This window comes from Conexibacter sp. S30A1, assembly GCF_023330665.1.
GTDB lineage: Bacteria > Actinomycetota > Thermoleophilia > Solirubrobacterales > Solirubrobacteraceae > Palsa-465.
Genome location: NZ_CP097127.1, coordinates 2,333,718 through 2,355,619, shown reverse-complemented (window position 1 = coordinate 2,355,619; position 21,902 = coordinate 2,333,718). Strand labels below are relative to the sequence as shown.

Below are 21,902 nucleotides of genomic sequence, written 5' to 3'. Positions count from 1 at the left end.
CGGTTATGCGCGGCATAACCAGGTCGGCTCTACCGGCGCGTGGGACACAGGGGCAATCTTCGTAGCGCGCTAAGCAGCACCTTCCGTCAGTAGCACCTTCAAGCGGAAAACGTTCAAGAAATTCACGGCAAACACAAGGGAGTCGCCACCATGGGTGTCCGCGTCATTGGTTAGTTTCATTTGAGCTGGGTCGAGGAATCGAGCGGGATCCGATTCCTCGACCCCGCCCGACACACTCACGGTCCTGATCGGAAGTTTCCGTAAATACCCTTAGAAACCCTTGCAAGATGCGTTGCAAGGGTTTGAGCGTTTAAGCTGGTCCGGGGGCTCACTTATGCTCCCGCCCATGTCGGCGCTGCGAGGCGATCAGGGTGGCACGCAAGAGCCGGCGGGCCAGTCTGGGCGCCTGAGCGCGGAGCCACTCGGCATCGACGAGCTGTTCGCGCTTGCCGAGCAGGCCGCCGGTCCAGCCCCGGAGCCGTCCGCGCCCGTGGCCGAGGCGCGCCCCACGCCGCCGCCCATCCCTCCGCCGCGGCCATCCAGCGGGCCTCGGCCCGCAGCCCGCCGCCACGTGCCGGTGCGCGATTTGGAGGTCGGCGAGCTGCGCGCCTTCTGTGCCGCCGCGACGCTCGGCAGCATCGCCGAGGCGGCGCGCGCGATGGGCGTCAGCCAGCCGGCGATGTCAAAGCGCATGCGCGCGCTCGAGCACGTCGCCGGCGCCAACCTGTTTGAGCGCTCGAGCCGCGGGGTCACGCTCACCCCAGCTGGAGTTCAGCTCTACAGCGCGGCCCGCCGACTGCTGCGCAGCGCCGATTCGGTCCAGGCGCTGATCAGCTCCCCGCCCAGCGCGCCGGTGCGGATCGCCGCCAGCCCGACGGTTGCGGAGCTGCGCCTGCCGCTGGTGCTGGGCCAGCTGGCCGACAGCGAGCCGGGCCTCGCGACCGAGCTGATCTCGGCCAACTCCGAGCTGGTCCGGGAGCTCGTGCGCGACGGGCGCAGCGACCTGGGGATCGCCAGCGTGGATCCCTACGCGCTCTACTCGGACGGGCTCGAGCAGTGGATCGTATGGCGCGATGAGCTCGTGGTCGCGGTCCCCTCCGGCCATCCCTGGGAGCAGTACGAGGAGATCCCCGCTCAGGAGTTCGCCCAGACCGAGATCCTGCAGCGCGACCCGTGGTCCAACTCGAGCCGCGTCGTGAACGCCACACTCGAGCGCCAGGGGCTCGAGCGCACGGCGCCCGACGCGGTCGTCGGCTCGAGCGCCACCATCCTGGCGCTAGCGCAGACCCGCGGCCGCCCGGCGCTGATCTCGATGATGGCCGCGCGCGCGAATCCCGAGCAGCAGCTGGAGGTCCGTCGCGTCGAGGGCCTGCGCTTCGGCCTCGACTACGCGCTGGTCTGGGTCGGCACGATGCTCGACCTGCGACCCGAGGTGCAGACGGTGGCAGGCCACATCCTGCACACACCTTTCGCCCGCCCGCGCTCCGGGGCGCCGGCGGGCGTCGAGTCGGAGGTTCCCACCGGACAGACGCCGCCGCTGGCCGCGGCCGTGGCGCTGGCGGGCCCGCTCGCCGGCCTGCCCGACGCGGACCTGCCGCTGACGCCCGGCGTGCCGCAGGGGGTGTGGGGCCATCCAGGTGCTGGCCCCAACCGGTAGGATCGCCACAATGGTGGCCATCACCGACCTCCATCTCGTCGCCTCCGGGAAGGTGCGGGAGATATACGACCTGGACGATGAGCTGCTGCTGGTCGCCTCCGACCGCATCTCCACCTACGACGCGGTGCACCCCAACCCGGTCCCCGACAAGGGTGCCGTGCTCACGGCGATCTCGACCTTCTGGTCCGAGCGCACCAGGGATCTCTTTCCCAACCATCTGGTCTCGGTCACCGCCGGCGTGCCGGCTGCGGTCAGGGGCCGGGCGATGGTCGTCAAGAAGCTCCGGATGCTGCCGGTCGAAGCGATCGTGCGTGGCTATCTGAGCGGCTCCGGCTGGCGGGACTACCAGCAGACCGGTGTGATCTCGGGCGTCGAGCTGCCGGCCGGACTGCGCGAGTCAGACCAGCTGCCCGAGCCGATCTTCACCCCAACCACCAAGGCCGACATCGGCCACGACGAGCCGCTCGACTTCGCGCGCCTCACGGAGCTGCTCGGTGACCGCGACCTGGCCGAGCGTCTGCGCGAGGCGGCCGTCAGTCTCTACCGTCACGCCGCCGAGCACGCCCGCGCAAGCGGCATCATCCTCGCCGACACGAAGTTCGAGTTCGGTCTGGACACAAACGGCACGCTGACGCTCGGCGACGAGGTCTGCACACCCGACTCCTCGCGCTTCTGGCCGCTTGATGGCTATGAGCCGGGCCACGGCCAGCCCAGCTTCGACAAGCAGATCGCCCGCGACTGGGCTGCCGGAACCGGCTGGGACAAGCTGCCGCCGGCGCCGGAGATCCCGCCCGAGATCGTCACCCGCACGCGCGAGCGCTACATCGAAGCCTACGAGCGCCTGAGCGGCTCGAGCTTCGCGGACTGGCTGGCGCGCACCGGCGCCCCTGAAGCCAGGGCGGTGCGCGGCTGATGAAGGCGGTGAGCGGCTGATGCGCGCCCGTGTGCTGATCCGTCCCAAGGCGGGCATCCTCGACCCGCAGGGCCAGGCGGTGGAGCGGGCGCTGCCGGCGCTCGGCTTCTCAGGCGTCTCCGGGGTCCACATTGGGCGTCTGGTGGAGCTCGACGTGGAGGACCCAAGCCAGCTGCCGGCGATGTGCGAGCGCCTGCTGGCGAACCCGCTCATCGAGGACTACGAGATCATCGAGTCGCTGTGAAGTTCGGCGTCATCCGCTTCCCCGGCACCTGCGACGACGTCGACGCGCTGCTGGCCGCCCAGCGGGTCGGTGAGGCCGAGATCCTCTGGCACCGCGACCGCGATCTGAAGGGCGTCGACGCGGTTGTCATCCCGGGCGGCTTCTCATACGGTGACTACCTGCGCACGGGCGCGATCGCACGCTTCGCCCCGGTGATGGAGTCGGTGATCGAGTTCGCGCATGCAGGTGGCCTGGTGCTCGGCATCTGCAACGGCTTTCAGATCCTCTGCGAGGCGGGGCTTTTGCCGGGCGCCCTGCTCATCAACGACAACCTCAGGTTCGTCTTCCGTCAGGTCCTGCTCGACGTGGCAGACCACGACACGCCGTTCACCCGCAACTGCCCGCCGACGCTCTCGATACCGGTCAAACACACCACCGGCCGCTACTACGCGCCCGAGCCGGTTCAGGTCGTGCTGCGTTACGCCCCCGGGCAGAACCCCAACGGCTCCCAGGACGACATCGCGGGGGTTGTCAACAACGCCGGCAACGTCTTTGGCCTGATGCCCCATCCTGAGCACGCGGTCGACGCGCTGACCGGCTCGGACGACGGCCTCACGATCTTCGAGTCGATCCGCGCCGCTGTCTCCGAGCGCGTCCCGGTGGCCTGAACAGCTCCCCTCGCGAGCGATGACCGACACCGACACCCAGCCGCGTCACCGGGAGCTAGGCCTCACCGACCACGAGTACGCGCTGATCCTCGACGGGCTCGGCCGCACACCCACCGACGTGGAGCTGGCGATGCTGTCGCTGATGTGGTCCGAGCACTGTGCCTACAAGCACTCCAAGAAGCTCCTGCGCCGCCTGCCGACCGAGGGTGCGCACGTGCTGGTCGGGCCCGGTGAGAACGCCGGCGCGGTCGACGCCGGCGACGGCCTGGCGGTCGCCTTCAAGGTCGAGTCCCACAACCATCCGAGCGCTGTTGAGCCCTTTCAGGGCGCGGCGACCGGGGTCGGCGGGATCCTCAGGGACATCTTTGCGGTCGGCGCGCGCCCGATCGCGGTGCTCGACAGCCTGCGCTTCGGCGAGCCGGCAAGCTCGCAGCGGTCCCGCTACCTGCTCGAGCACGCCGTGGCAGGCATCGGCCACTACGGCAACTCGATCGGCGTGCCGACCGTCGGCGGCGAGATCTACTTCGAGCAAAGCTACGAGCAGAACTGCCTGGTCAACGCGATGGCCGTCGGGCTGGCGCCACACGACCGGCTGACCAGCGCCGCCGCCGCCGGCCCCGGGAACCTCGTGCTCCTGTTCGGGGCGCGGACCGGCCGGGACGGGATCGGCGGCGCCTCGGTGCTGGCCAGCGCCGAGCTGAGCGGCGGCACGGGTGGCGATGGCGGCGACCACGCCAAGCGCCCAACCGTGCAGATCGGCGACCCGTTCGCCGAGAAGAAGCTGATGGAGTGCAGCCTCGAGCTGCTCGACCGCGAGCTGTTGGCCTCGCTGCAGGACCTCGGCGCAGCGGGCCTGACCTCCGCCGCCTCAGAGATGGCCAGCAAGGGCGGTGTCGGCCTGGACATCGACGTCTCACGTGTGCCGCTGCGCGAGGCCGACATGGAGCCGTTTGAGATCATGGTCTCCGAATCGCAGGAGCGCATGCTCTGCGTGGTCGAGCCGCGCCTGCTCGACCAGGTCACGGCGGTCTGTGAGCGCTGGGAGGTGCAGGCGGCCGTGATTGGCGAGGTGACCGCAAGCCGCCACTTCCGCATCCTGCGCGGCAGCGAGCTGGTCGGTGAGATCCCGGTCGAGCTGCTGGTCGACGACTGCCCGCTGTATGACCTCGCGCCCGAACGGCCCACGACCACGCTCTACGGCGGTGGCGACCAGCGGGTCGCCACCGACGCTGACCCGGCCACACAGCTAAAGGCCCTGCTCGCGAGCGCCAACATCGCCTCGCGCCTGCCGGTCTATGAGCAGTACGACCCGGTGGTGCAGTCACGCACCGTGCGCCGCCCCGGCGAGGCCGACGCCGCGGTGCTGGCGCTGCCGGTGCTGAGCGCCTCGAGCGGTGCGGGCGGCGAGCCGATCCCGGGGATCGCGGTCGCGATTGACGGTAACGGCCGCCGGGTTGCGGTCGACCCGCGCGCCGGCGCCGCCGAGGTCGTCTACGAGTGCGCCGCCAACCTCGCCTGCGTCGGCGCCGAGCCGCTCGGGCTGACCAACTGCCTGAACTTCGGCAATCCGGAGAAGCCGCACGTGGCCTGGCAGCTGGTCGAGGCCGTGGAGGGCCTCGCGCAGGCCTGTCGCGACCTCGACGTGCCGGTGGTCGGCGGCAACGTCTCGCTCTACAACGAGTCGCCCGAGGGCCCGATTCTGCCCACGCCGGTGATCGGCATGGTTGGCCGCCTGCCGGACGTGCGCCACGCCGGCCGGCTGGGCTTCGCCAACCCGGGCGACCGCATCGCGCTGGTCGGGGACTTCAACCCGCGCCGTGACGGCTCTGAGATCGCCAAGCTCCACGGCAGTGCGCCCGCTGGCGCACTGCCTGGCAAGGACGTGGTGGCGCTCCGCTCCGCCCACCAGCGGGTGCGTGAGGGCGTGCGCACGCGTGCCTTCACCAGCGCACACGACATCGCCGAGGGCGGCCTCCTGGTGGCGCTGGCCGAGTGCTGCATCGCCGGTGGGGTGGGCGCGATCGTCACGCTCCCAGACGGCCTGGACCCGTTCGGCGAGGACCTGGGCACCGCGTTCATCGTCAGTGGCCCCACCGAGGCGCTCGCGGGGCTGCGCGTGATCGGCGCCGTCGGCGGGCGCGAGCTGAACGTCGAGGGTCTGCTGAAGCTGCCAGTTTCCGAGCTTTCCGCGATCCATGGCGACGGGCTCGCGGCGCTCGTCAGCTAAGCTCGACCGTAGGTCAGCCTCCGGTGTCAACGCTTCTGGATCATCGTGACGGACCGCGCGACGAGTGTGGTGTGTTTGGCATATTCGCGGCCGGGGCGCCGGGCGTTGAGGTTGCTCGGCTGACCTACTTCGCGCTCTACGCGCTTCAGCATCGTGGCCAGGAGTCGGCTGGCATCGCGGTCGCGCCGCTGGGTGGCTCGATCTGGGGCACGCGCGAGCAGGGGCTGGTCTCGCAGGTCTTTGACGAGCACATGCTGCGCTCGCTGGTCGGGGATCTGGCGATCGGGCACGTGCGCTACTCGACGACCGGGTCCTCGGAGTGGGAGAACGCGCAGCCGATCGTGCGCGAGGATCGCCGTGCGCTCGCGCTGGCGCACAACGGCAACCTGATCAACGCCGTGGAGCTGCACAACGAGCTGCGCGAGTCCGCGGTCAGCTTCAGCTCCACCTCCGATTCGGAGATCATCGCGGCGCTGCTGGCAACACACCCCGCCGACACGCTGGAGGAGGCTGTAGCTGACGTGTTGCCGCGGTTGCGCGGTGCCTTCTCGACGGTGGTCATGAGCGCCGACCGTGTGGTCGCCTTCCGCGACCCGCACGGGCTGCGGCCGCTGGCGCTCGGCGTGATCGACGGCGTGCAAGCGGGCCCGCCGGTGTACTGCGTGGCCAGCGAGTCGTGTGCCTTTGACCTGATCGGCGCGCGCTTCCTGCGCGACGTGGAGCCCGGTGAGGTGCTCACGCTCGACGCAAGCGGTGTGCGTTCGCAGATCGTTTCAAGTGCCGAGCGGCGCGCGTTCTGCGTCTTTGAGTACATCTACTTCGCGCGTCCGGACTCGCTGATGCACGGCCAGCGGCTGCAGGTGACGCGTGCACGGATGGGCGCGATCCTGTGGCGTGAGGCGCCGGTGGATGCTGATCTCGTGATCGCGATCCCCGACTCCGGCAACGCCGCCGCGCGTGGCCTGGCACAGGCCGCGGGGCTGCCCCAGGACGACGGTTTCATCAAGAACCGCTACGTGGCGCGCACCTTCATCCAGCCCGGCCAGCAGTTGCGGCGCAACGGCCTGCGCTTGAAGTTCAACCCGCTTCCGGAGGTGGTCCAAGGCAAGCGCCTGGTGGTGGTCGACGACTCGATCGTGCGGGGCAACACGATGCCGCAGATCGTGGCGATGCTGCGTGACGCGGGCGCCGCCGAGATTCATCTGCGCATCTCCTCGCCGCCGATCAAGCATCCCTGCCACTACGGCATCGACATGTCCTCCCGCGAGGAGATGGTCGCGCACGGGCGTTCGGTCGACGAAGTCTGTCGTCTGATCGGCGCGGACTCGCTCGCGTACCTGTCCCTGGCGGGTGTCTATGAGGCCGTGCGCGGGCTGCGTGGCGAGCACTGTGACGCCTGCTTCAGCGGCGAGTACCCGCTTGCCGGCACCGAGGCCGCCGGCGGGAAATACGCGCTCGAGCACCGGCCGCTGCCGCTCGTGCAAGCCGCGGCGAGCTAGCTGCTGTAGGTTTTGGATAAGCAGATGAGCTCTGGTGATTCTTTGAGGGTGGCCGTCCTGGCATCTGGGGTTGGCACCAATCTGCAGGCGCTGATCGATCAGGTGCACGGCCGCGACGGCGTGCGCATCGTCGCCGTCGCCTCCGACAACCCGGAGGCACAGGCGCTCGAGCGCGCCGCCGCGGCCGAGATCCCAACGGCCGTCTTTGGCCGCCAGGATTTCCGGGGAGATCGGCGCGCGCGTGACCGGGCGATGGCGGGCTGGCTGCGCGAACAGGGCGCCCAGCTGGTGGTGATGGCCGGCTACATGCAGCTCGTCTGCGAGGAGTTCCTGGACCGCTTCCCGGACGCGGTGATCAACATCCACCCGTCGCTCCTGCCGGCCTTCGCGGGGCTGGATGCGGTCGGTCAGGCGCTCGCCTACGGCGTCAAGCTGTTCGGGGTGACGGTGCACTACGCCGACCCCGGCGCTGACAGCGGGCCGGTCATCATGCAGCGTGCGGTCAGCCTGCCGGATGCGCGTGAGCCGGCGGACGTGGTGCCGCACCTGCAGGCGCTGGAGCACCAGATGCTGCCTGAGGTCGTCAGGCTGTTTGCCCGTGGCGCCGTGCGGATCGCCTCCACGCACCCGCGCCGCGTGCTGGTTGGACCCCTCGCGGTCCTGCCAGAGCGGTAGAGTCGCGGCTATGACAACGGGGAGTGAGGCGCCTACCGGGCTGTCGCCCTGCGCGCCGGGGCAGGTGCAGATCGCAAGGGCGCTTCTATCGGTCTCTGACAAGACCGGGATCGTTGATTTCGCTCGTGGTCTGGCCGAGCTCGGCATCGAGCTGGTGTCCACGGGTGGCACCGCGGCGGAGCTCGCTGCGGCCGGGATCGAGGTGCGCGCCGTCAGCGACCTGACAGGGTTCCCGGAGATCATGGACGGGCGCGTCAAGACGCTGCACCCGAAGCTGTACGCGAGTCTGCTGGCGCGGCGTGACGACCCCGCGCACCTGGAGGCGGCCAGCGCGCACGCGATCGAGCCGGTTGACCTGGTGTGCGTGAACCTCTACCCGTTCGAGCGCACGGCCGCACGCCGCGGCGTCAGCGAGCGGGAGGTGATCGAGGACATCGACATCGGCGGTCCGACGATGATCCGGGCGGCAGCCAAGAACTTCGCCTTCGCGGTCCCCGTGGTGTCGCCTGTGAGCTACGACGCGGTGCTCGAGGAGCTGCGCACCAGCGACCGGCAGCTGTCGCTGCAGACCCGCGAGAGCCTGGCGGCTGAGGCGTTCGCCTACACGGCCCGCTACGACGCCGCGATCACGCGCTGGTTTCAGGAGAAGCACGAGGACTTTCCGCCGCTTTTGGTGCGCGCCTTCGAGCGTGAGATGGAGCTGCCGTACGGCGAGAACCCGCACCAGCGCGGTGCCTTCTACACCCAGGTCGGGGCGCGCACGCACCTGCTCTCGCAGGTCGCCCAGCTGGCCGGCAAAGAGCTGTCGTTCAACAACCTGCTCGACCTCGACGCACGCGCGCTGCTGGGCGAGTTCGTCGTCCCCGCCTGCGTGATCGTCAAGCACAACAACCCATGTGGCGTGGCGGTCGGCAGGACGACCCTGGAGGCCTACCAGCGGGCATTCGCCTGCGACCCGGCTTCCGCCTTCGGTGGGGTGATCGTCTTCAACCGCCGTGTCGACGAAGAGACCGCGCGCGCGATCCACGGGCAGTTTGCGGAGCTACTGCTCGGGCGGGGTTTCGACGACGAGGCGCTCGCGGTGTTCGCCGACAAGCCAAACCTGCGGATCCTCGACGACCGCGAGCGCCGCTGGGACGGCCGCTATGAGCCAGCCATCCGCCAGGTTGCGGGTGGCGTGCTCGTACAGGACCGTGATAGCTCCAACGAGGACCGCGAGGTGATGGAGGTCGCCTCAGAGCGGCAGCCAACCGAGGAGGAGTGGTCGGAGCTTGCGTTCGCCTGGCGTGTCTGCAAGCACGTGAAGTCAAACGCGATCGTGCTGACGCGTGACGGCGCGACCGTCGGGATCGGCGCCGGGCAGGTGAGCCGTGTGGACGCGGTGCGCCTGGCGGTGCAGAAGGCGCAGTCGCCGGTCGTCGGGACGGTGCTTGCCTCCGACGCGTTCTTCCCGTTCGCCGACGGTGCCGAGCTCGCGCTCGAGGCCGGCGTCACCGCGATCATCCAGCCGGGCGGCTCGATCCGTGACGGCGAGGTGATCGCCGCGGTCAACCGCGCCGGCGCGGCGATGGTCTTCGCCGGACGCCGCCACTTCCGGCACTGACCAGCATGGCGCCAGGCCCATCAGCAAGGCGGCTGGCGGGAGACCCGCCGTCACCGTGGGAGGGGCTCTACGGGTACAGCCGCGTGGTCTGCGCCGGCCCGTGGGTGATGATCGGCGGCACCACGTCCGTCGATCCGTCGGGCGCGGTGGTTGGGGCGACGCCCCGCGAGCAGGCCACCGAGATCTTTCGCAAGCTGCGGGGCGAGCTCTCGCGCGTCGGCCTGGGCGTCGCCGACGTGGTGCAGGTGCGCATGTACGTGACCGACATCTCGCGTGCTGACGAGGTGGGCCGTGTCCACGGCGAGGTCTTCGGCGGTCTGTCCGGCGGCGGTCCGGTTACCACGATGGTCGAGGTCTCCGGCCTGATCGACCCGCGCATGCTGGTTGAGATCGAGCTCGTCGCCCACCGCGACCCGGCGGCCCGGTAGCCACCGGCCGCTCGCGGTCGGGCGTCGAGTGCCATCATCAGAGGCAGGCCGGCGTAGCTCAGTTGGCAGAGCAGCGGACTTTTAATCCGAAGCGCCTGGGTTCGAGTCCCAGCGCCGGCACTGCAAAAGCCCAGCAAGCAGGCTGTTTCAGGTTTTAGCTGAAGCCGCAGTTTGCCGAATATGTCCCGAATATGTGGTTGAAAAGCACGCATGGGAGCGCTTTCAGAGCCGTCGGGACACGTGTTTCGCGTGGACCGCGCCAGGGGTCCGGTCTGGTATGCGAAGTACCGGCTGCCCGATGGTCGGCAGGTGCAGAAGAAGATCGGTCCGGTCTGGTCTGCGCGTGGACGGCCACCGGAGGGCTACTTCACCAAGCGTGCGGCTGAGGCCTGGCTTGGCGAGGTTCTCGATCAGGCGCGGCGGGGCACGTTGGCTGGCATGCGGTCAAGCCACGCGACGTTTGCCGATGCTGCCGAGGAGTGGTTGCGTTTCATCGCGCAGGATCGCGAGCGCAAGCCGTCGACGATCCGTGATTACCGCTCGGCGCTGAACGCGCACCTGCTGCCGGCGTTCGGTGAGCGCGAGCTTGAGTCCATCACGGTCGAGGAGATCGAGGCATGGCGGGGCACGCTTGACGGTCTCTCAAACCGCACGAAGAACAAGCTGCTGATTCAGTTGCACGGCATCTTCCGGCGTGCGCAGCGGGTGTATGGGCTGGACGGGAACCCGCTGGCCAGGGTCGAGAAGCACCCGCAACGCTCGAGCGGTGACATTGAGGTGCTCGCGCCCGAGGAGGTGTGGGCGTTGGTGCGCGCCGCTTCCTCGGAGCTTGATGGCGCGATCTACTTGACGGCTGCGTTCACGGGTCTGCGGATGGGTGAGCTGCTGGCTTTGCGCTGGCGCGACGTCGACTTCTCCGGTTCGGTGATCCGTGTGCGGTCCAGTTGGGCTGGCGGGCAGCTGACGACCCCGAAGTCAGGCAAGGTGCGCTCGGTGCCGATGGCGCCGGATGTGGCGTCTGCCCTGGCGAAGCTTTCCGCCCGCGAGCACTGGATCGGTGACGATGACCTGGTTTTCGCCAGCGAGACCGGCCAGTACCTGTCGGACTCGGCATTGAGGATCCGCTACAAGACCGCGCTTAGGCGTGCCAACCTTCGGACCCTGCGTTTCCATGACCTGCGTCACACGTTCGGTACGCGGATGATCGCCAAGGCTGATGTGCGCCGTGTGCAGGAGTGGATGGGCCACTCAGACATCCAGACGACGATGAAGTACCTGCACTACGCCCCGCATCCTGATGACGCGCGGCTTGTTGCCGCGGCCTTCGCGACCGAGGGGCCGGCGGGGCGCGCCGGGGGCCAGTTCGGACGCCAGCAGCGCTAGGGGAGAAACCACGGCGTCTCATCGCGTGACTGTCGGCGACAGCAGGTTGGCACGGCATGCAGCCAGCTTGGCTTGCACGAGCGGAACCGCGGGAGCAGGTGTCTGGGACCCCCCTCCCACAGCACATTGGATGGCTTCGGGCTATACCGGGCACTCGGACGAGCAAACTACAGAAGAGCGTGAAGTGGCACATCCAACCGTGCCTCGGCTCGACCTGAGCGGTCTGACGGCGAAGTAGATAAAGACAGCGACGTCGGCCTCATTACGTGGCTCTCCGAATAGTGGGTCTTCCGGCATTGATGTGGGTACGGTGATGTCAAGAAGATGCCGGTGAGCAGGGCATGCGTGACCGGGAGGTGCGTTGTAGGTCGTGCGCAAGCGGCGGATGCTCGTGGGCGGCCGGCGAAAGTCCGGCTCGTACCGCCGCCAGCGCCACCTGATCCCAAGTAGCGACGGGCTTTGCGCGAGGCTGACTCGCACGGTTGCTCCCTTTCCCTGCTGGTTTCAGCTGCTCACGCTGACCACATTCGTGCCGCGAGACCCCGAATAGTGATCTGGAGTGGACCCGGGCGACACGCGCCCGGAGGCTGTCTCGCACGCGTCTCAGCTTGGCGCCAAGCGTCGCCGACCGCACTTCTGAGGAAGGGCACCTGACACCGATCGCTCGTTGATCTCCTGGGCGTGCTACCGAGAACGGTGGGCGGTTACACCAAGGCTAACCGCCCACCGTCCATTACCGGGCTAAGGCCGGCCTAGGCCCTGCCGGTTAGATAGTTCACCACTCCGCCTTGAACTTCCGCACATTCGACTTGGTGATCATCGGCAGCGGGAGATTCACCACGTGCTGATGCTTGAGATGCTCAAGCGTGTCGTAAACCATTATCGGACCAAATGCCCCGTCCAGGTACGGGGACTGATACATCGTTCCGTAGATCGCGCCTGTCTTGATCCCTTGAAGGCCAGCCGTGCTGCCGCCCACTCCAACGATTGGCAGCTTGACACCCGCCGCCTTTGCCGCCTTTGCAGCACCGGCCGCTGTCGTGTCGTCCTCTGCGAAAATTCCGTTGACCTTGGAGCCGTAGCGGCTCAATAGGCTGGAAGTGGCCGTAATCGACTGCGACTCCTCCCAGTTGCCGACACCCGTGCCAAGTACCCTCATCTTGGGCGCGACTTTCTTCAGCGTCTCCTTGAAGCCCGCGAGTCGCTGAACCTCAGGAGTGGTTCCAGCGGCGCCTAGGATCACGATGACGTTACCCTTCTTGTGCATCGCGTTGGCGAGCATTCTCGCTGCGACTTGCCCCTCTTGGGTGTTATTCGGGCCCGTATAGCCGATGATGTCTTTCATCGCCGCCGGGCTCGGAGGTGAGTTGGAAGCCTCCACCTTGACCCCGGCCGCCTTTGCTGCAATGAGGCTAGGCACGATCCCCGACTCACTCACTGGGAAAACAATGATTCCGTCAGGGTGCCGCGAGATTGCCTCCTGCATCTGGGAGGCCTGCGTCGTAGCGCTGCCATTGGCGTTCAGGTTGAGGACGACCTTGGCGCCGAGCGCCGTCAACTCAGCTTCGGCCGCTTTAGTCCACGACGAGCAGTATGGGCAGTTGAGTCCGCCCAAAAGAGCAATCGTGTACGGGTGCTTGTGCGCGCAGGAGAGACCAGAGGGTAGTTTTCCTCCGGCAATCACAGCGGCTGGTCGCCAGAAGGTCGCGCACGCTCCACTAGCAGCTCGGGCCGACTCGGCAGTTCGTGCCGAATTCGCAGTTCGAGCCGAATGCTGATGCGCTGACGCCGCCGACGCTCCTAGCAATGCGCCAGCTCCTAGTAACCCTCCAACACAGACTACGACCGTTGCCGCCAGCGCGGCGACCCGTTGTCTGAGTGACAACCTTCGTAAAGCCATTATTCTCCTCCTCGGCGGGGTGCCTATCACCCCGTTGTGTGGTTCATCAATGCGAGTATGTATGCTTGCAGGCAAGTTCGGGCAGGTTTACACCTCCTCGTTGGTTCGAGGTTCGTCGGCCTTCCGCGATAAGAGGTCAGAAAGCTGTGCGTCGTGCGGCGGAAGGACAATCCCTTTGGTGGCGTTCAGCCACCTGAACGCCTCGTAGCACTCCGCGACGTTGACGACAGATCCCGGAGGATGCCGCTCGGCGATGTTAAGCGCCGTCCAGGCCGTATCGCTTGGGAAGATCACCTTGCCGATATCGCCATCGACGATGAAGGCGGTGCAGTCGGCGGTGTGTCCGCCGACATGCTTTGCGCTGATGCCCGCCAGCGCCGTAGGACCGTCGTCGACAAGCTCTAGTCGGCCCGGCTTCTCGCGCAGGAAGCCAATCGCTCCCGACGGGAACACCGCTTCCGGGACCATCTCCGGTAAGCGTCGTTCGAGGTCTGCGTGACGCTCGTAGCCCACTCTAGACATGAGAAAAGTGGCATTCCGGAACATCTGTGCGTTGGCGACGTGATCGATGTGCAGGTGAGTCAGGGCCACGACGTCAATGTCGCGTGGCTCCAAGCCCCGCTCGGCAAGCAGGGACCGAATTGAGACACCCGGGCCCGCTGGGTGCAGCAGCCCGCGCTCGCCCAAAGTTGAGCGAAGCACGGTATTGAAGACGTCGAGATCGTCGATCCCGCAGTCCACAAGGACGTTCTGGCCATCTTGCCGCAGCAGGAAGGCGTTAAAGTGAAATACCTGCCACTGGTCGAAGCCGGTCAGCCATCTGACCTGCGCTCCAGGGACTAGCCCAGTCGCATAGTGCAGTACGTCGACGCTCCACGTCATAGTGTCATCCGATGTAAGGCCCCGGCCATCGTGGTCATGAGCGCGATCCCTCCGGCACGCGTGTCCACGCGCGTGTGCTGCACGCTAATCGGCGAATCGCTTTCCACGAGCAGCGAATAGGGAGTTTCAGCGGCCAACCGATACCCACCTAGCTCATGGGGCCAATCCAGCCGAAAGTGTCGGCTCCGTCGCGCCCCGCAGATGAGCCCATCGACCACGTCGGGTTCCCGGTCCTCGAAGAGGAACGTGAATGTTAGCTGTGCGTCGTGAGTCGCGAGGTTGACAACGCACACGGCCTCGTGTGCGTCGATGCCCGCAGAACTGCCCGTCGGCATCCAACCGTCAGGGATGATCCATCGCATTTCTTGGTTTGGTTCTATAGCCATATTGTGTCTGGCCCCCCAGACAGCCATCTGACCATGAAAACACTAGTACTTCCGGGTGGCCCCGTCAAGTCCTGTAGGTGCACTTCACTGTTACGGACCGGTTAATCGTCGGCGCCTGACGGCTGGGGTCTCGCCCACAACACGTTGCCTAGACCAAAGACCGTAAAGTTAGTGTGCGGTCGGTGGTTTTATGGTGCTGGTATGCCACGCGCCGGCCAGCGCAACGCTCCTCCGGACTCTCGACTGACCGATCATGTCTCGATCCCTGACATCCTTGCGCAGCCGCTCCCGCCACGCTGGCTGCGCCAAAACCCACGGGTCATCAAACGCAAGATGAGCACCTTGCCAGTCAAGCGACCCGCGCACCTCAACCAGCCCAAGCCTTCCAGGCCGGTCAAAGACTCAATCCTTATGCTCAGCGCTTAGGTTTACGCTATTGGGACCAGACCCGACCGCGCAAACAAGTGCGACCACCAGCTGCACTATCTGCTTATGTATGAGGCTGACGGGCTTCCGGCGTCAGATGGGAACGGTGGCGCTCTTGGTGCGCCTCGGCCTCGGCTGGGGTACTGCTAACCCCGACGCGCCCGGCTCAGAGGTTGTCAGATCCATGCCAGCGCGGGCCATGCGCTCCAAGCCAATCCTTGCACGCCGAACCCGTTCACGTGTCAATGCCACAGTGACATTGTCCAAATGGCTTCCGGACGGATAGACCTCAGGTGCGTTGCGCAGTCCGAATTTGAGGTAGACGGGAGCTGCCACCCGAACGAGCGCAGCGAGTTCTTCGTAGCGTAGAAACCCGCCGATGCTGTCAGGAGCCTCCACGTAGATGTCGAGTGGGACGTCAACAACCGAGCGAATCGATGCGATTTGAGCGAGCGAGAGGTCAGTCTGTAGATTCAATGTGTCGGCACCCAGCCCGACTAGGACTTCGGCGCTGGCGGGGTTGGCGACCGGGAGCATCACGGACACCTTAGCCTGCATGTCACCGGGTAGCTCGCCTCGTGCCCGCATGCGACCGAACGACGCGAGAACCCCGAGGTCAGAGACCAGTACGCTGCGGATTCCATGATCGGCAGCTCGCTGGATGTCCTCGAGAACTGCGATGAGCTGCTCGGACCCGCGTGCCGCAGAACCGAAAACGGCGCCCAGGGGAGCGAGGCTGGCCGCTGAGATTCCCCACGCAGCGCATGGACGCGCAAAGAGGCTCACTTCGACACCAACGTCCGCCGCGCGTGCCGCCATCCGATCCAGCTCAGCGTCGGTCTGGAGCATCACGCCGCTACCTTGTGACAATCTGCGCACAGGGACCTGAAGACGCTGTGCCTCAGCCAATGCGGCGTCAAGACACTCGGGCCCTTCCACACTTGGGATCTCAACCCTGAAGGCGGCCCCGTCGGGGAACCTCAGCGGCGAAGTAGGCAGAGACTGGGGCCCAAACTCACCGTATGTGGCTACCGTGTCTGGCCCATTACCTAGGTCACGAGTCAAGGCATCGAGCGTCGGTCTCCGGGTCGTACTGTCGACTGTCATGGTTCCCTCCTAGCGTGGCTGAGGCGTCGGCAACGGGATGCGTAAGCTCCCATCGACCCATCGCGGGATGCCGTTGGGGTTTGTTTCCTGCAATTCGTGCGGAAGAAGCGCGTCAGGAACGCCTTGGTAGCAGACAGGGCGCAGGAAGCGCTTGATCGCTGCTGAGCCGACCGAGGTGTGGAGCGAGGCCGTGGTGGCCGGGTAGGGGCCACCGTGCTGCATTGCGTGAGTGACAGACACCCCAGTTGGCCAGCCGTTCCAGACAATTCGCCCAACGCGCCGCGCGAGCAGTTGAATCAGCTGCGCTGCGATAAGCTCATCGGTCTCGCCGTGTATCGTGGCCGTCAGTTGGCCGGGTAGAACCTGTGCTACGTGGAGGAGTTCCTCAGCGGTGTCGTACGTGACAACTAGCGCGGCGGGTCCGAAGCACTCCAGCAGCAGCCTAGCTGGATCGCGAAGGAGCTCGGTGGTGGTTGTGGTGAGAATACTGGGCGCGGACATGAGACCTTCACTCTTACCGTGGGCCAGCCAGCGTAGAGCCTTGTGGCGGCCCAGCGTCCCAAGCATCAAGCGGTAACGGGCGGCGATCTGCTCGCTCAGCATCGCCTGAGCGCTTTGGACAACGAGGGCATCAACGAGCTCGTGCTCGAGTAGGCTCTCCTGCGGTACGAACAGCACGCCAGGCTTAGTGCAGAACTGGCCAGCTCCGAGCATCATCGACGTGAGGAAGCCGTTGACGATGGCCGTCCGGCGAGCGGCGACCGCTCCGGGGGTAACGAAGACCGGGTTGACGCTACCCATCTCTGCGTAGAACGGGATTGGATCAGACCTAGCAGCCGCAATGTCAAAGAGGGCACGGCCACCGTCCAACGACCCGGTGAACGCGCCAGCGGCAATTCGCGCGTCGGCCAGCACGTCACGAGCCTCGGCCTCCGCGAAGATCTGCGCGAATGTCCCGTGCGGGGCGCCGGCATCCAGTAGGCAACGTCCGAGGATCGTGCCAACAGCGCTGGACAGTTCTGGGTGCCCCGGATGGGCCTTGACCATCACTGCGCAGCCCGCGGCGAGTGCAGAAGCGGTGTCGCCTCCAGCCGTGCTGAACGCGAACGGAAAGTTGCCGCCTGCAAAAACTAGAACCGGCCCGAGCGCAACTGTCGTCACGCGCAGGTCGGGTCGTGGCCCGGATGGCCAGTCTGGGTCAGCGTGATCGATGACCGTGTCCCCAAACGAACGCCCGCGGAGCGCCCCCGCGAAAGCTCGCAGTTGGAACGTGGTGCGAGTCAGCTCACCAGCCAGCCTATCTGTTGAAAGATGCGTCTCGCGCGCGGCGAGTGGAACGAGCTCGTCGCGGGCGCCCTCAAGACCGGCAGCGACCAGCTCGAGCGCGCTAGCACGGAAGTCAGGGCTAGTGCTTCCCCAGCTTAGAGACGCAGCCGCCGTTCGCGACAGTGTCTCTTCGAGTGCATCCCCGTTCCTGTCCGCCACTGGCTGACTCATGAGCCCCCATCCTCCGCCGATGGCATCGGCCCGTGGGATGGAACGTGACGCTTCATAAGCGCATCACGCTTGGCCGCGAGGTGCCGGCTGACGGCCGGGTCGAGTCGCCCAAGGCCGACTGCCACCACCACGACACCGACTACTGCCTGCTGCGCAGAAGCGCCGACGTTCTCTTCGTTGAGTAGGAACGTAAGCACGACCAGAGCCAGTGCCCCACACGCCGCCGACCCGATCCGGCCCTCGCCCGGCTTTGCTCCCACTCCGCCGATGACTGCTCCAGCTATGGCCGTGAGCAACGTCTGGCTACCCACAGTCGGATCGCCGGTACCCAGGGCGAGCGCTGACAGCACTCCTCCGAGGGCAGCCATCGCTCCAGCCAGGGCAAACACCGAGATCACTCTGGTTTTCACTGGCAGTCCCCAACGCTCAGCGCTCTCTCGATCACCGCCTATCGCGTATAACTGCCTTCCCCATGGCGATGACCCCACTGCAACCGCGACGACTGTCACAACCACTAAGCCGATCACGACAGTCGGTGTAAAGATCTGTGCGAAGGACGTCCCGAGCCAGGTCGTCGGCCCGAATCGCGACACGGGAACCTGGACGCCATTGGCGCCGACCAAGGCTATGCCGTAGAAGACTAGGCTTGTACCTAGCGTGACGATGAACGACGATACTCGCAAAAGTGCCACACATAGTCCGTTGACGATGCCGGCCGCGAGACCAGCACTGACCGCGAGGCCGATAGCCACCGTGGGTGCCACATCATGATTAAGAAGTACGATGACAAACACGCCGCTGAGCGCGGTAACCGCACCTACAGACAGGTCGAGTTCTCCGATTAGCAGCACCGCAGCTTCCCCGGTTGCGACGAGCACAAGAGGCACGCCATTTGCGGCTATGGCGCGGATTGTGCCTGCTTGGAACATTGACGAGGACAGCAAGCCTGCGATCAGGTACAAAGTAACGAGAATCAGATAGCCACGTGCGTTGATGGCCGCTCGCCCTGTGCGCGCCAGGCCAGCAATACGTGTGTACTCCCGCGCTCGGGCACGCTTGACTGTTGTCATAACCTCAACGCCCCAGCAGCTTCTCTGTCAAGTACACGATCGTTACCACGAGGACACCTTCAACGATCTCCTCCTGATAGGGCGAGAGCCCGGCAAGCAGCAGCACGCTTGTGAGAAACCCAAATAGAACTGCGCCGAAACCAGCACGCCACGGTGAGCCCTCACCGCCAAACAGACTTACGCCGCCGATCACGGCTCCTGCGATTGCAGGAAGCGTGTCGTTAGCGGCGATAGTGAAGTCAAGTGTCTGCACGTAGCTTGCCAGCAGGATGCCCGCGACCGCGCTGAACAGACCAGCGAGCACAAACGCTACGATGGTTCCCGCTACCGGTCGGCCGCCCGAAACGCGAAACCCAAGTTCACTGTCGCCGGCTAGACGCATCATCCGCCCCCAACGCGAGACAGCAAACCACCAGGCTGTCACGATTAGAATCAGCGCTACGGCGAGCACGACTTCGGGGATGCCAGCGAGCGAGGCGGTGCCGAAGTTGTTGAGCATGCCCGGACTGAGGGTACTGCTGGAGCCACCGCTAGCAGCAAGCGTGATAGCACCAACTACCGAGCTCATGCCCAGCGTCACGATAATGGGGTTGCCACGAAATACTCCGACGCCGATCCCGTTCGCGAGTCCGATGGTGGCACCGACAGCAAGGGCTGCGAGCACGGCCGGAATCGTGCCGTGCGGTGAAACCGATACTGCGAGCACTGCGGCCGCGCTTGCCGTCACGCCGACTGAGAGATCCACGAACTTGCCTCGTATCATCACAAATGCTTCGGCCGTGGCAAGCGCGGCTAGCGGAGCGGCCGGCAGGAGTACCGACACCATTGAATGCTCTGTCAGATATCCGGGTCTGATAGCAGCGCCCACAGCAATAAGAAGCACGAGGGCAAGTACTCGGGCGCTCTCGCGATGTCGGAGCGCAAACGCCCCGGCCGGGTTGCGCCCCGACCGTGGCAGACCGTTCTCGGTCGGCTGGGACTCCCGGTTACGCTTGGAGGCTAGCTGGACCGGACTCATGGCACTGGGGGCCCTTCCGGGGATACCAGTGCGGCTGCCGTCAGTGCATCGCGCGTGAGACGAGAGCCCGCGAACTCAGCGACAACTGTAGCGTCACGAAAGACATACACATGCTGGCAGAGATCCAGCACTTCTTCGGGGTCAGAGGAGATGAGAACGACCGCCCCGCCGGTGGCACCTTTTGCGGCAATCATTTCATGGATGTCGCGCCGTGCTCCTATGTCTACGCCGACAGTGGGCTCATCGAGGATCAGCACGTCGGGCGTGGCCGCGAAGTATCTAGCCAGCAGTACCTTCTGCTGATTCCCGCCACTAAGTTGCGAGGGCTTGGCGTCGATATTCAGAGGCCTAAGTTTCACCGAGCGGCATACCTCGATGACCGCTTGGCGCTCGCGTCGGACCGAGATGATGTCAGCGCGGTTGGTGTACGACCGCAGCGTGATGAGGCTGACGTTCTCATTTATGGAGGATCGAAAGAAGAGGCCACCTCCCTTGCGGTCCTCCGGGCAATACATTACGCCGAGCCGGGCGGCGTGGCTCGGGCTTGTGGGACGGTACGCGGAGCCATTGAGCGTAATCTCGCCTCCTGGTAATGGACCCAGGCCCACGAGGCTGCGAGCGAGCGAGCTGCGACCACTCCCGACGAGCCCATAGAACCCAATGACTTCTCCGACGGGGAGGTCCAAATCAAACGGTGCCGTCGAGGCACCGAGGTGTATGGCGCGGCCCGTCAGGCCACGCGCGCGTGGGTCGTTGCGCCGTCGAGTCGACTCTTGCCGGTGAGTCACGCGCGACACTGCCGAGCCGATCATCAACGACGCGAGACCGTTCTCATCGAGCGTGGCTGCCGGTTCCGTCGCGACCCGCGTCCCGTCCCGCAGGACGGTGATCACGTCGCTGAACTCGAGGACTTCTCTCAGGCGATGACTGACATATGCGATGGCAGCCGACTCCTGTTTGAGTTTGCCTATGACGCCCGCCAGCATCCGGACCTCCGAGTCGCTTAGCGACGCCGTTGGCTCGTCAAGGATCACTAGACGCGGGTGTTGCTCGCTCGCTCGCACAATCTCGAGCAGACGGCGTTTGCCGAGCGTGAGCTGTGCAACCAGCTCGCTAGCGTCGAGTGGGAGACCATACCGGTCCAGGGCCTCCTGGGCACTGCGCGTCATCTCCCTTCTCCTGACGATCGCGCGGCCGGGGAGCGAGCCGAGGAAGAAATTCTCAGCGATGCTCAGCGTCGGGATCAAGGTCGGGTCCTGCAGCACCGCAACGATTCCGTGCTTGCGCGCCTCGTGGACGGTCAGGCCTGCGTGCTTTCGTCCCTGGGTGACGATCGAGCCGGAGTCGGGGCGGTGCACTCCGGAGATGATTTTGAGAAGCGTTGACTTGCCGGCCCCGTTCTCACCACAGATTGCATGGACCTGCCGGGCGCAGAATGCGACAGTTACTGAGTGTAAAACTTCCGTTCCCGAAAACGACTTGCACAGCGCGTTGCCGGAGACGAGCGGCTCTAGCGCGGTGTCAGACGGAGACACGGGGCCTGTCATCGCGTCGTCCTGCCGAATCTGTCTGTTCGTCGTGCTTGGCGACGTGGCCTAGCCGGCTCGATAGGCGGTTGGCGCCAGTAATCACAACCTGACGTAAGCGCTCCTGGTCGTCCTCCCCGAACCTGGCGAGCGGCACCGAGATGCTCATCGCCGCGACATTAGAGTTGCCGCTATCCCAGATCGGTGCGGCCACGCAGCCAACCTGCGGGTTGGACTCAGCAATCTCCATGGCCCAACCACGCTCTGCGGTGGCGGTGAGCTCGGCTTCCAGGGCGAGCAGGTCTGTGATGGAGCGGTTCGTCAGGGCGATGGGATGCTCGCCAATCAGCTCGGCTCGCACGTCTCGTTCGAGCAGCGAGAGCATCATCTTTCCCAAAGCGGTGCAATGTGCCGGTACTCGCCGTCCGACAGCTGACACTAGCCTTATCATCTGGCGTGACTCAACCTTGGCCAGATAGAGCACGTCGGCACCGTCTAGCCGCCCAACTTGGACGGTTTCATTGGTCTCGATCATTATCTCGTAAGCGACATCCTGCGCCTCGTGCACCAGATCCACAGAACTCAGGAACGCGCTTCCCAACGCGAACACACGAATCCCAAGGGCCAGATGGCCACCGGGACGCTGCTCAAGCATGTCCCGTTCCGCTAGCGTGTGAACTAGCTCATAAGCTGCGCTTCGCGGAATCGTGAGCCTCTGGGCCAAGGTCGACACGGTGAGGCCTTCGCCTGAGTTTGCTACCTCCTCCAAAATCTGGAGGCCACGGTCAAGAGCGGGAACTATTCTCATATTTCT

General features: G+C 65.8%; 19 protein-coding genes and 1 tRNA gene. 11 read left to right on the top strand and 9 right to left on the bottom strand.

Annotated elements, in window-relative coordinates:
• Nucleotides 1-346: 346 nt before the first annotated feature.
• The 11 genes from M3M54_RS11415 (at nt 347) to M3M54_RS11365 (ending at nt 11,276) form a co-directional block, all read left to right on the top strand.
• Nucleotides 347-1,657: a LysR family transcriptional regulator gene (locus M3M54_RS11415; protein WP_249019172.1), complete on the top strand. Its 1,311-nt coding sequence runs from the start codon at nt 347-349 to the stop codon at nt 1,655-1,657.
• A gap of 10 nt (nt 1,658-1,667) precedes the next feature.
• Nucleotides 1,668-2,570 carry a phosphoribosylaminoimidazolesuccinocarboxamide synthase gene (locus M3M54_RS11410; protein WP_249019171.1) on the top strand — a complete coding sequence of 301 codons (903 nt, stop codon included), beginning with the start codon at nt 1,668-1,670 and terminating at the stop codon, nt 2,568-2,570.
• A gap of 19 nt (nt 2,571-2,589) precedes the next feature.
• On the top strand, nt 2,590-2,814 hold the full coding sequence (gene purS, locus M3M54_RS11405) for a phosphoribosylformylglycinamidine synthase subunit PurS (protein WP_249019170.1): 225 nt from the start codon (nt 2,590-2,592) through the stop codon (nt 2,812-2,814).
• On the top strand, nt 2,811-3,461 hold the full coding sequence (purQ, locus tag M3M54_RS11400) for a phosphoribosylformylglycinamidine synthase subunit PurQ (protein ID WP_249019169.1): 651 nt from the start codon (nt 2,811-2,813) through the stop codon (nt 3,459-3,461). Before purS ends, purQ begins: the two co-directional genes overlap by 4 nt.
• Nucleotides 3,462-3,480: 19 nt before the next feature.
• A complete protein-coding gene (gene purL, locus M3M54_RS11395) occupies nt 3,481-5,688 on the top strand; it encodes a phosphoribosylformylglycinamidine synthase subunit PurL (protein ID WP_249019168.1) in 2,208 nt (735 codons plus the stop codon).
• Nucleotides 5,689-5,711: 23 nt separating this feature from the next.
• On the top strand, nt 5,712-7,187 hold the full coding sequence (purF, locus tag M3M54_RS11390) for an amidophosphoribosyltransferase (RefSeq protein WP_249019167.1): 1,476 nt from the start codon (nt 5,712-5,714) through the stop codon (nt 7,185-7,187).
• Between the two features lie 48 nt (nt 7,188-7,235).
• Complete coding sequence (gene purN / locus M3M54_RS11385; RefSeq protein ID WP_249019166.1) at nt 7,236-7,862, top strand: phosphoribosylglycinamide formyltransferase; 627 nt, start codon at nt 7,236-7,238, stop codon at nt 7,860-7,862.
• Between the two features lie 10 nt (nt 7,863-7,872).
• Complete coding sequence (gene purH, locus M3M54_RS11380; RefSeq protein ID WP_249019165.1) at nt 7,873-9,465, top strand: bifunctional phosphoribosylaminoimidazolecarboxamide formyltransferase/IMP cyclohydrolase; 1,593 nt, start codon at nt 7,873-7,875, stop codon at nt 9,463-9,465.
• A 5-nt stretch (nt 9,466-9,470) separates the two neighbouring features.
• The gene (locus M3M54_RS11375; protein ID WP_249019164.1) at nt 9,471-9,893 is read left to right on the top strand and encodes a RidA family protein; all 423 of its coding nucleotides are present in this window, start codon (nt 9,471-9,473) and stop codon (nt 9,891-9,893) included.
• 47 nt (nt 9,894-9,940) lie between these two features.
• Nucleotides 9,941-10,013: transfer RNA gene (locus M3M54_RS11370), tRNA-Lys, on the top strand.
• 129 nt (nt 10,014-10,142) lie between these two features.
• Entirely contained in the window at nt 10,143-11,276 is a 1,134-nt protein-coding gene (locus tag M3M54_RS11365) for a site-specific integrase (RefSeq protein ID WP_249019163.1), read from the top strand.
• A gap of 775 nt (nt 11,277-12,051) precedes the next feature.
• Here M3M54_RS11365 and M3M54_RS11360 read toward each other — a convergent pair.
• The 9 genes from M3M54_RS11360 to M3M54_RS11325 all read right to left on the bottom strand — a co-directional run bounded on the left by M3M54_RS11360 (nt 12,052) and on the right by M3M54_RS11325 (nt 21,896).
• Nucleotides 12,052-13,176, bottom strand: a complete 1,125-nt coding sequence (locus M3M54_RS11360; RefSeq protein WP_249019162.1) for a sugar ABC transporter substrate-binding protein — start codon at nt 13,174-13,176, stop codon at nt 12,052-12,054.
• Between the two features lie 87 nt (nt 13,177-13,263).
• Complete coding sequence (locus M3M54_RS11355) at nt 13,264-14,058, bottom strand: MBL fold metallo-hydrolase (protein WP_249019161.1); 795 nt, start codon at nt 14,056-14,058, stop codon at nt 13,264-13,266.
• Entirely contained in the window at nt 14,055-14,420 is a 366-nt protein-coding gene (locus tag M3M54_RS16990; protein WP_371878665.1) for a sensory rhodopsin transducer, read from the bottom strand. Before M3M54_RS16990 ends, M3M54_RS11355 begins: the two co-directional genes overlap by 4 nt.
• A gap of 543 nt (nt 14,421-14,963) precedes the next feature.
• Nucleotides 14,964-15,719 (bottom strand): U32 family peptidase, encoded by a 756-nt coding sequence (locus tag M3M54_RS11350; protein ID WP_249019160.1) that lies wholly within the window; start codon nt 15,717-15,719, stop codon nt 14,964-14,966.
• Nucleotides 15,720-15,986: 267 nt separating this feature from the next.
• A complete protein-coding gene (locus M3M54_RS11345) occupies nt 15,987-17,474 on the bottom strand; it encodes an aldehyde dehydrogenase (NADP(+)) (RefSeq protein ID WP_249019159.1) in 1,488 nt (495 codons plus the stop codon).
• On the bottom strand, nt 17,471-18,544 hold the full coding sequence (locus M3M54_RS11340) for an ABC transporter permease (protein ID WP_249019158.1): 1,074 nt from the start codon (nt 18,542-18,544) through the stop codon (nt 17,471-17,473). The genes M3M54_RS11345 and M3M54_RS11340 overlap by 4 nt, the downstream gene beginning before the upstream one ends.
• Nucleotides 18,545-18,548: 4 nt before the next feature.
• The gene (locus M3M54_RS11335; RefSeq protein ID WP_249019157.1) at nt 18,549-19,367 is read right to left on the bottom strand and encodes an ABC transporter permease; all 819 of its coding nucleotides are present in this window, start codon (nt 19,365-19,367) and stop codon (nt 18,549-18,551) included.
• Nucleotides 19,368-19,558: 191 nt separating this feature from the next.
• Nucleotides 19,559-21,109 carry a sugar ABC transporter ATP-binding protein gene (locus M3M54_RS11330; RefSeq protein WP_249019156.1) on the bottom strand — a complete coding sequence of 517 codons (1,551 nt, stop codon included), beginning with the start codon at nt 21,107-21,109 and terminating at the stop codon, nt 19,559-19,561.
• The gene (locus M3M54_RS11325; protein WP_256465772.1) at nt 21,084-21,896 is read right to left on the bottom strand and encodes an IclR family transcriptional regulator; all 813 of its coding nucleotides are present in this window, start codon (nt 21,894-21,896) and stop codon (nt 21,084-21,086) included. Before M3M54_RS11325 ends, M3M54_RS11330 begins: the two co-directional genes overlap by 26 nt.
• Nucleotides 21,897-21,902: the final 6 nt, after the last annotated feature.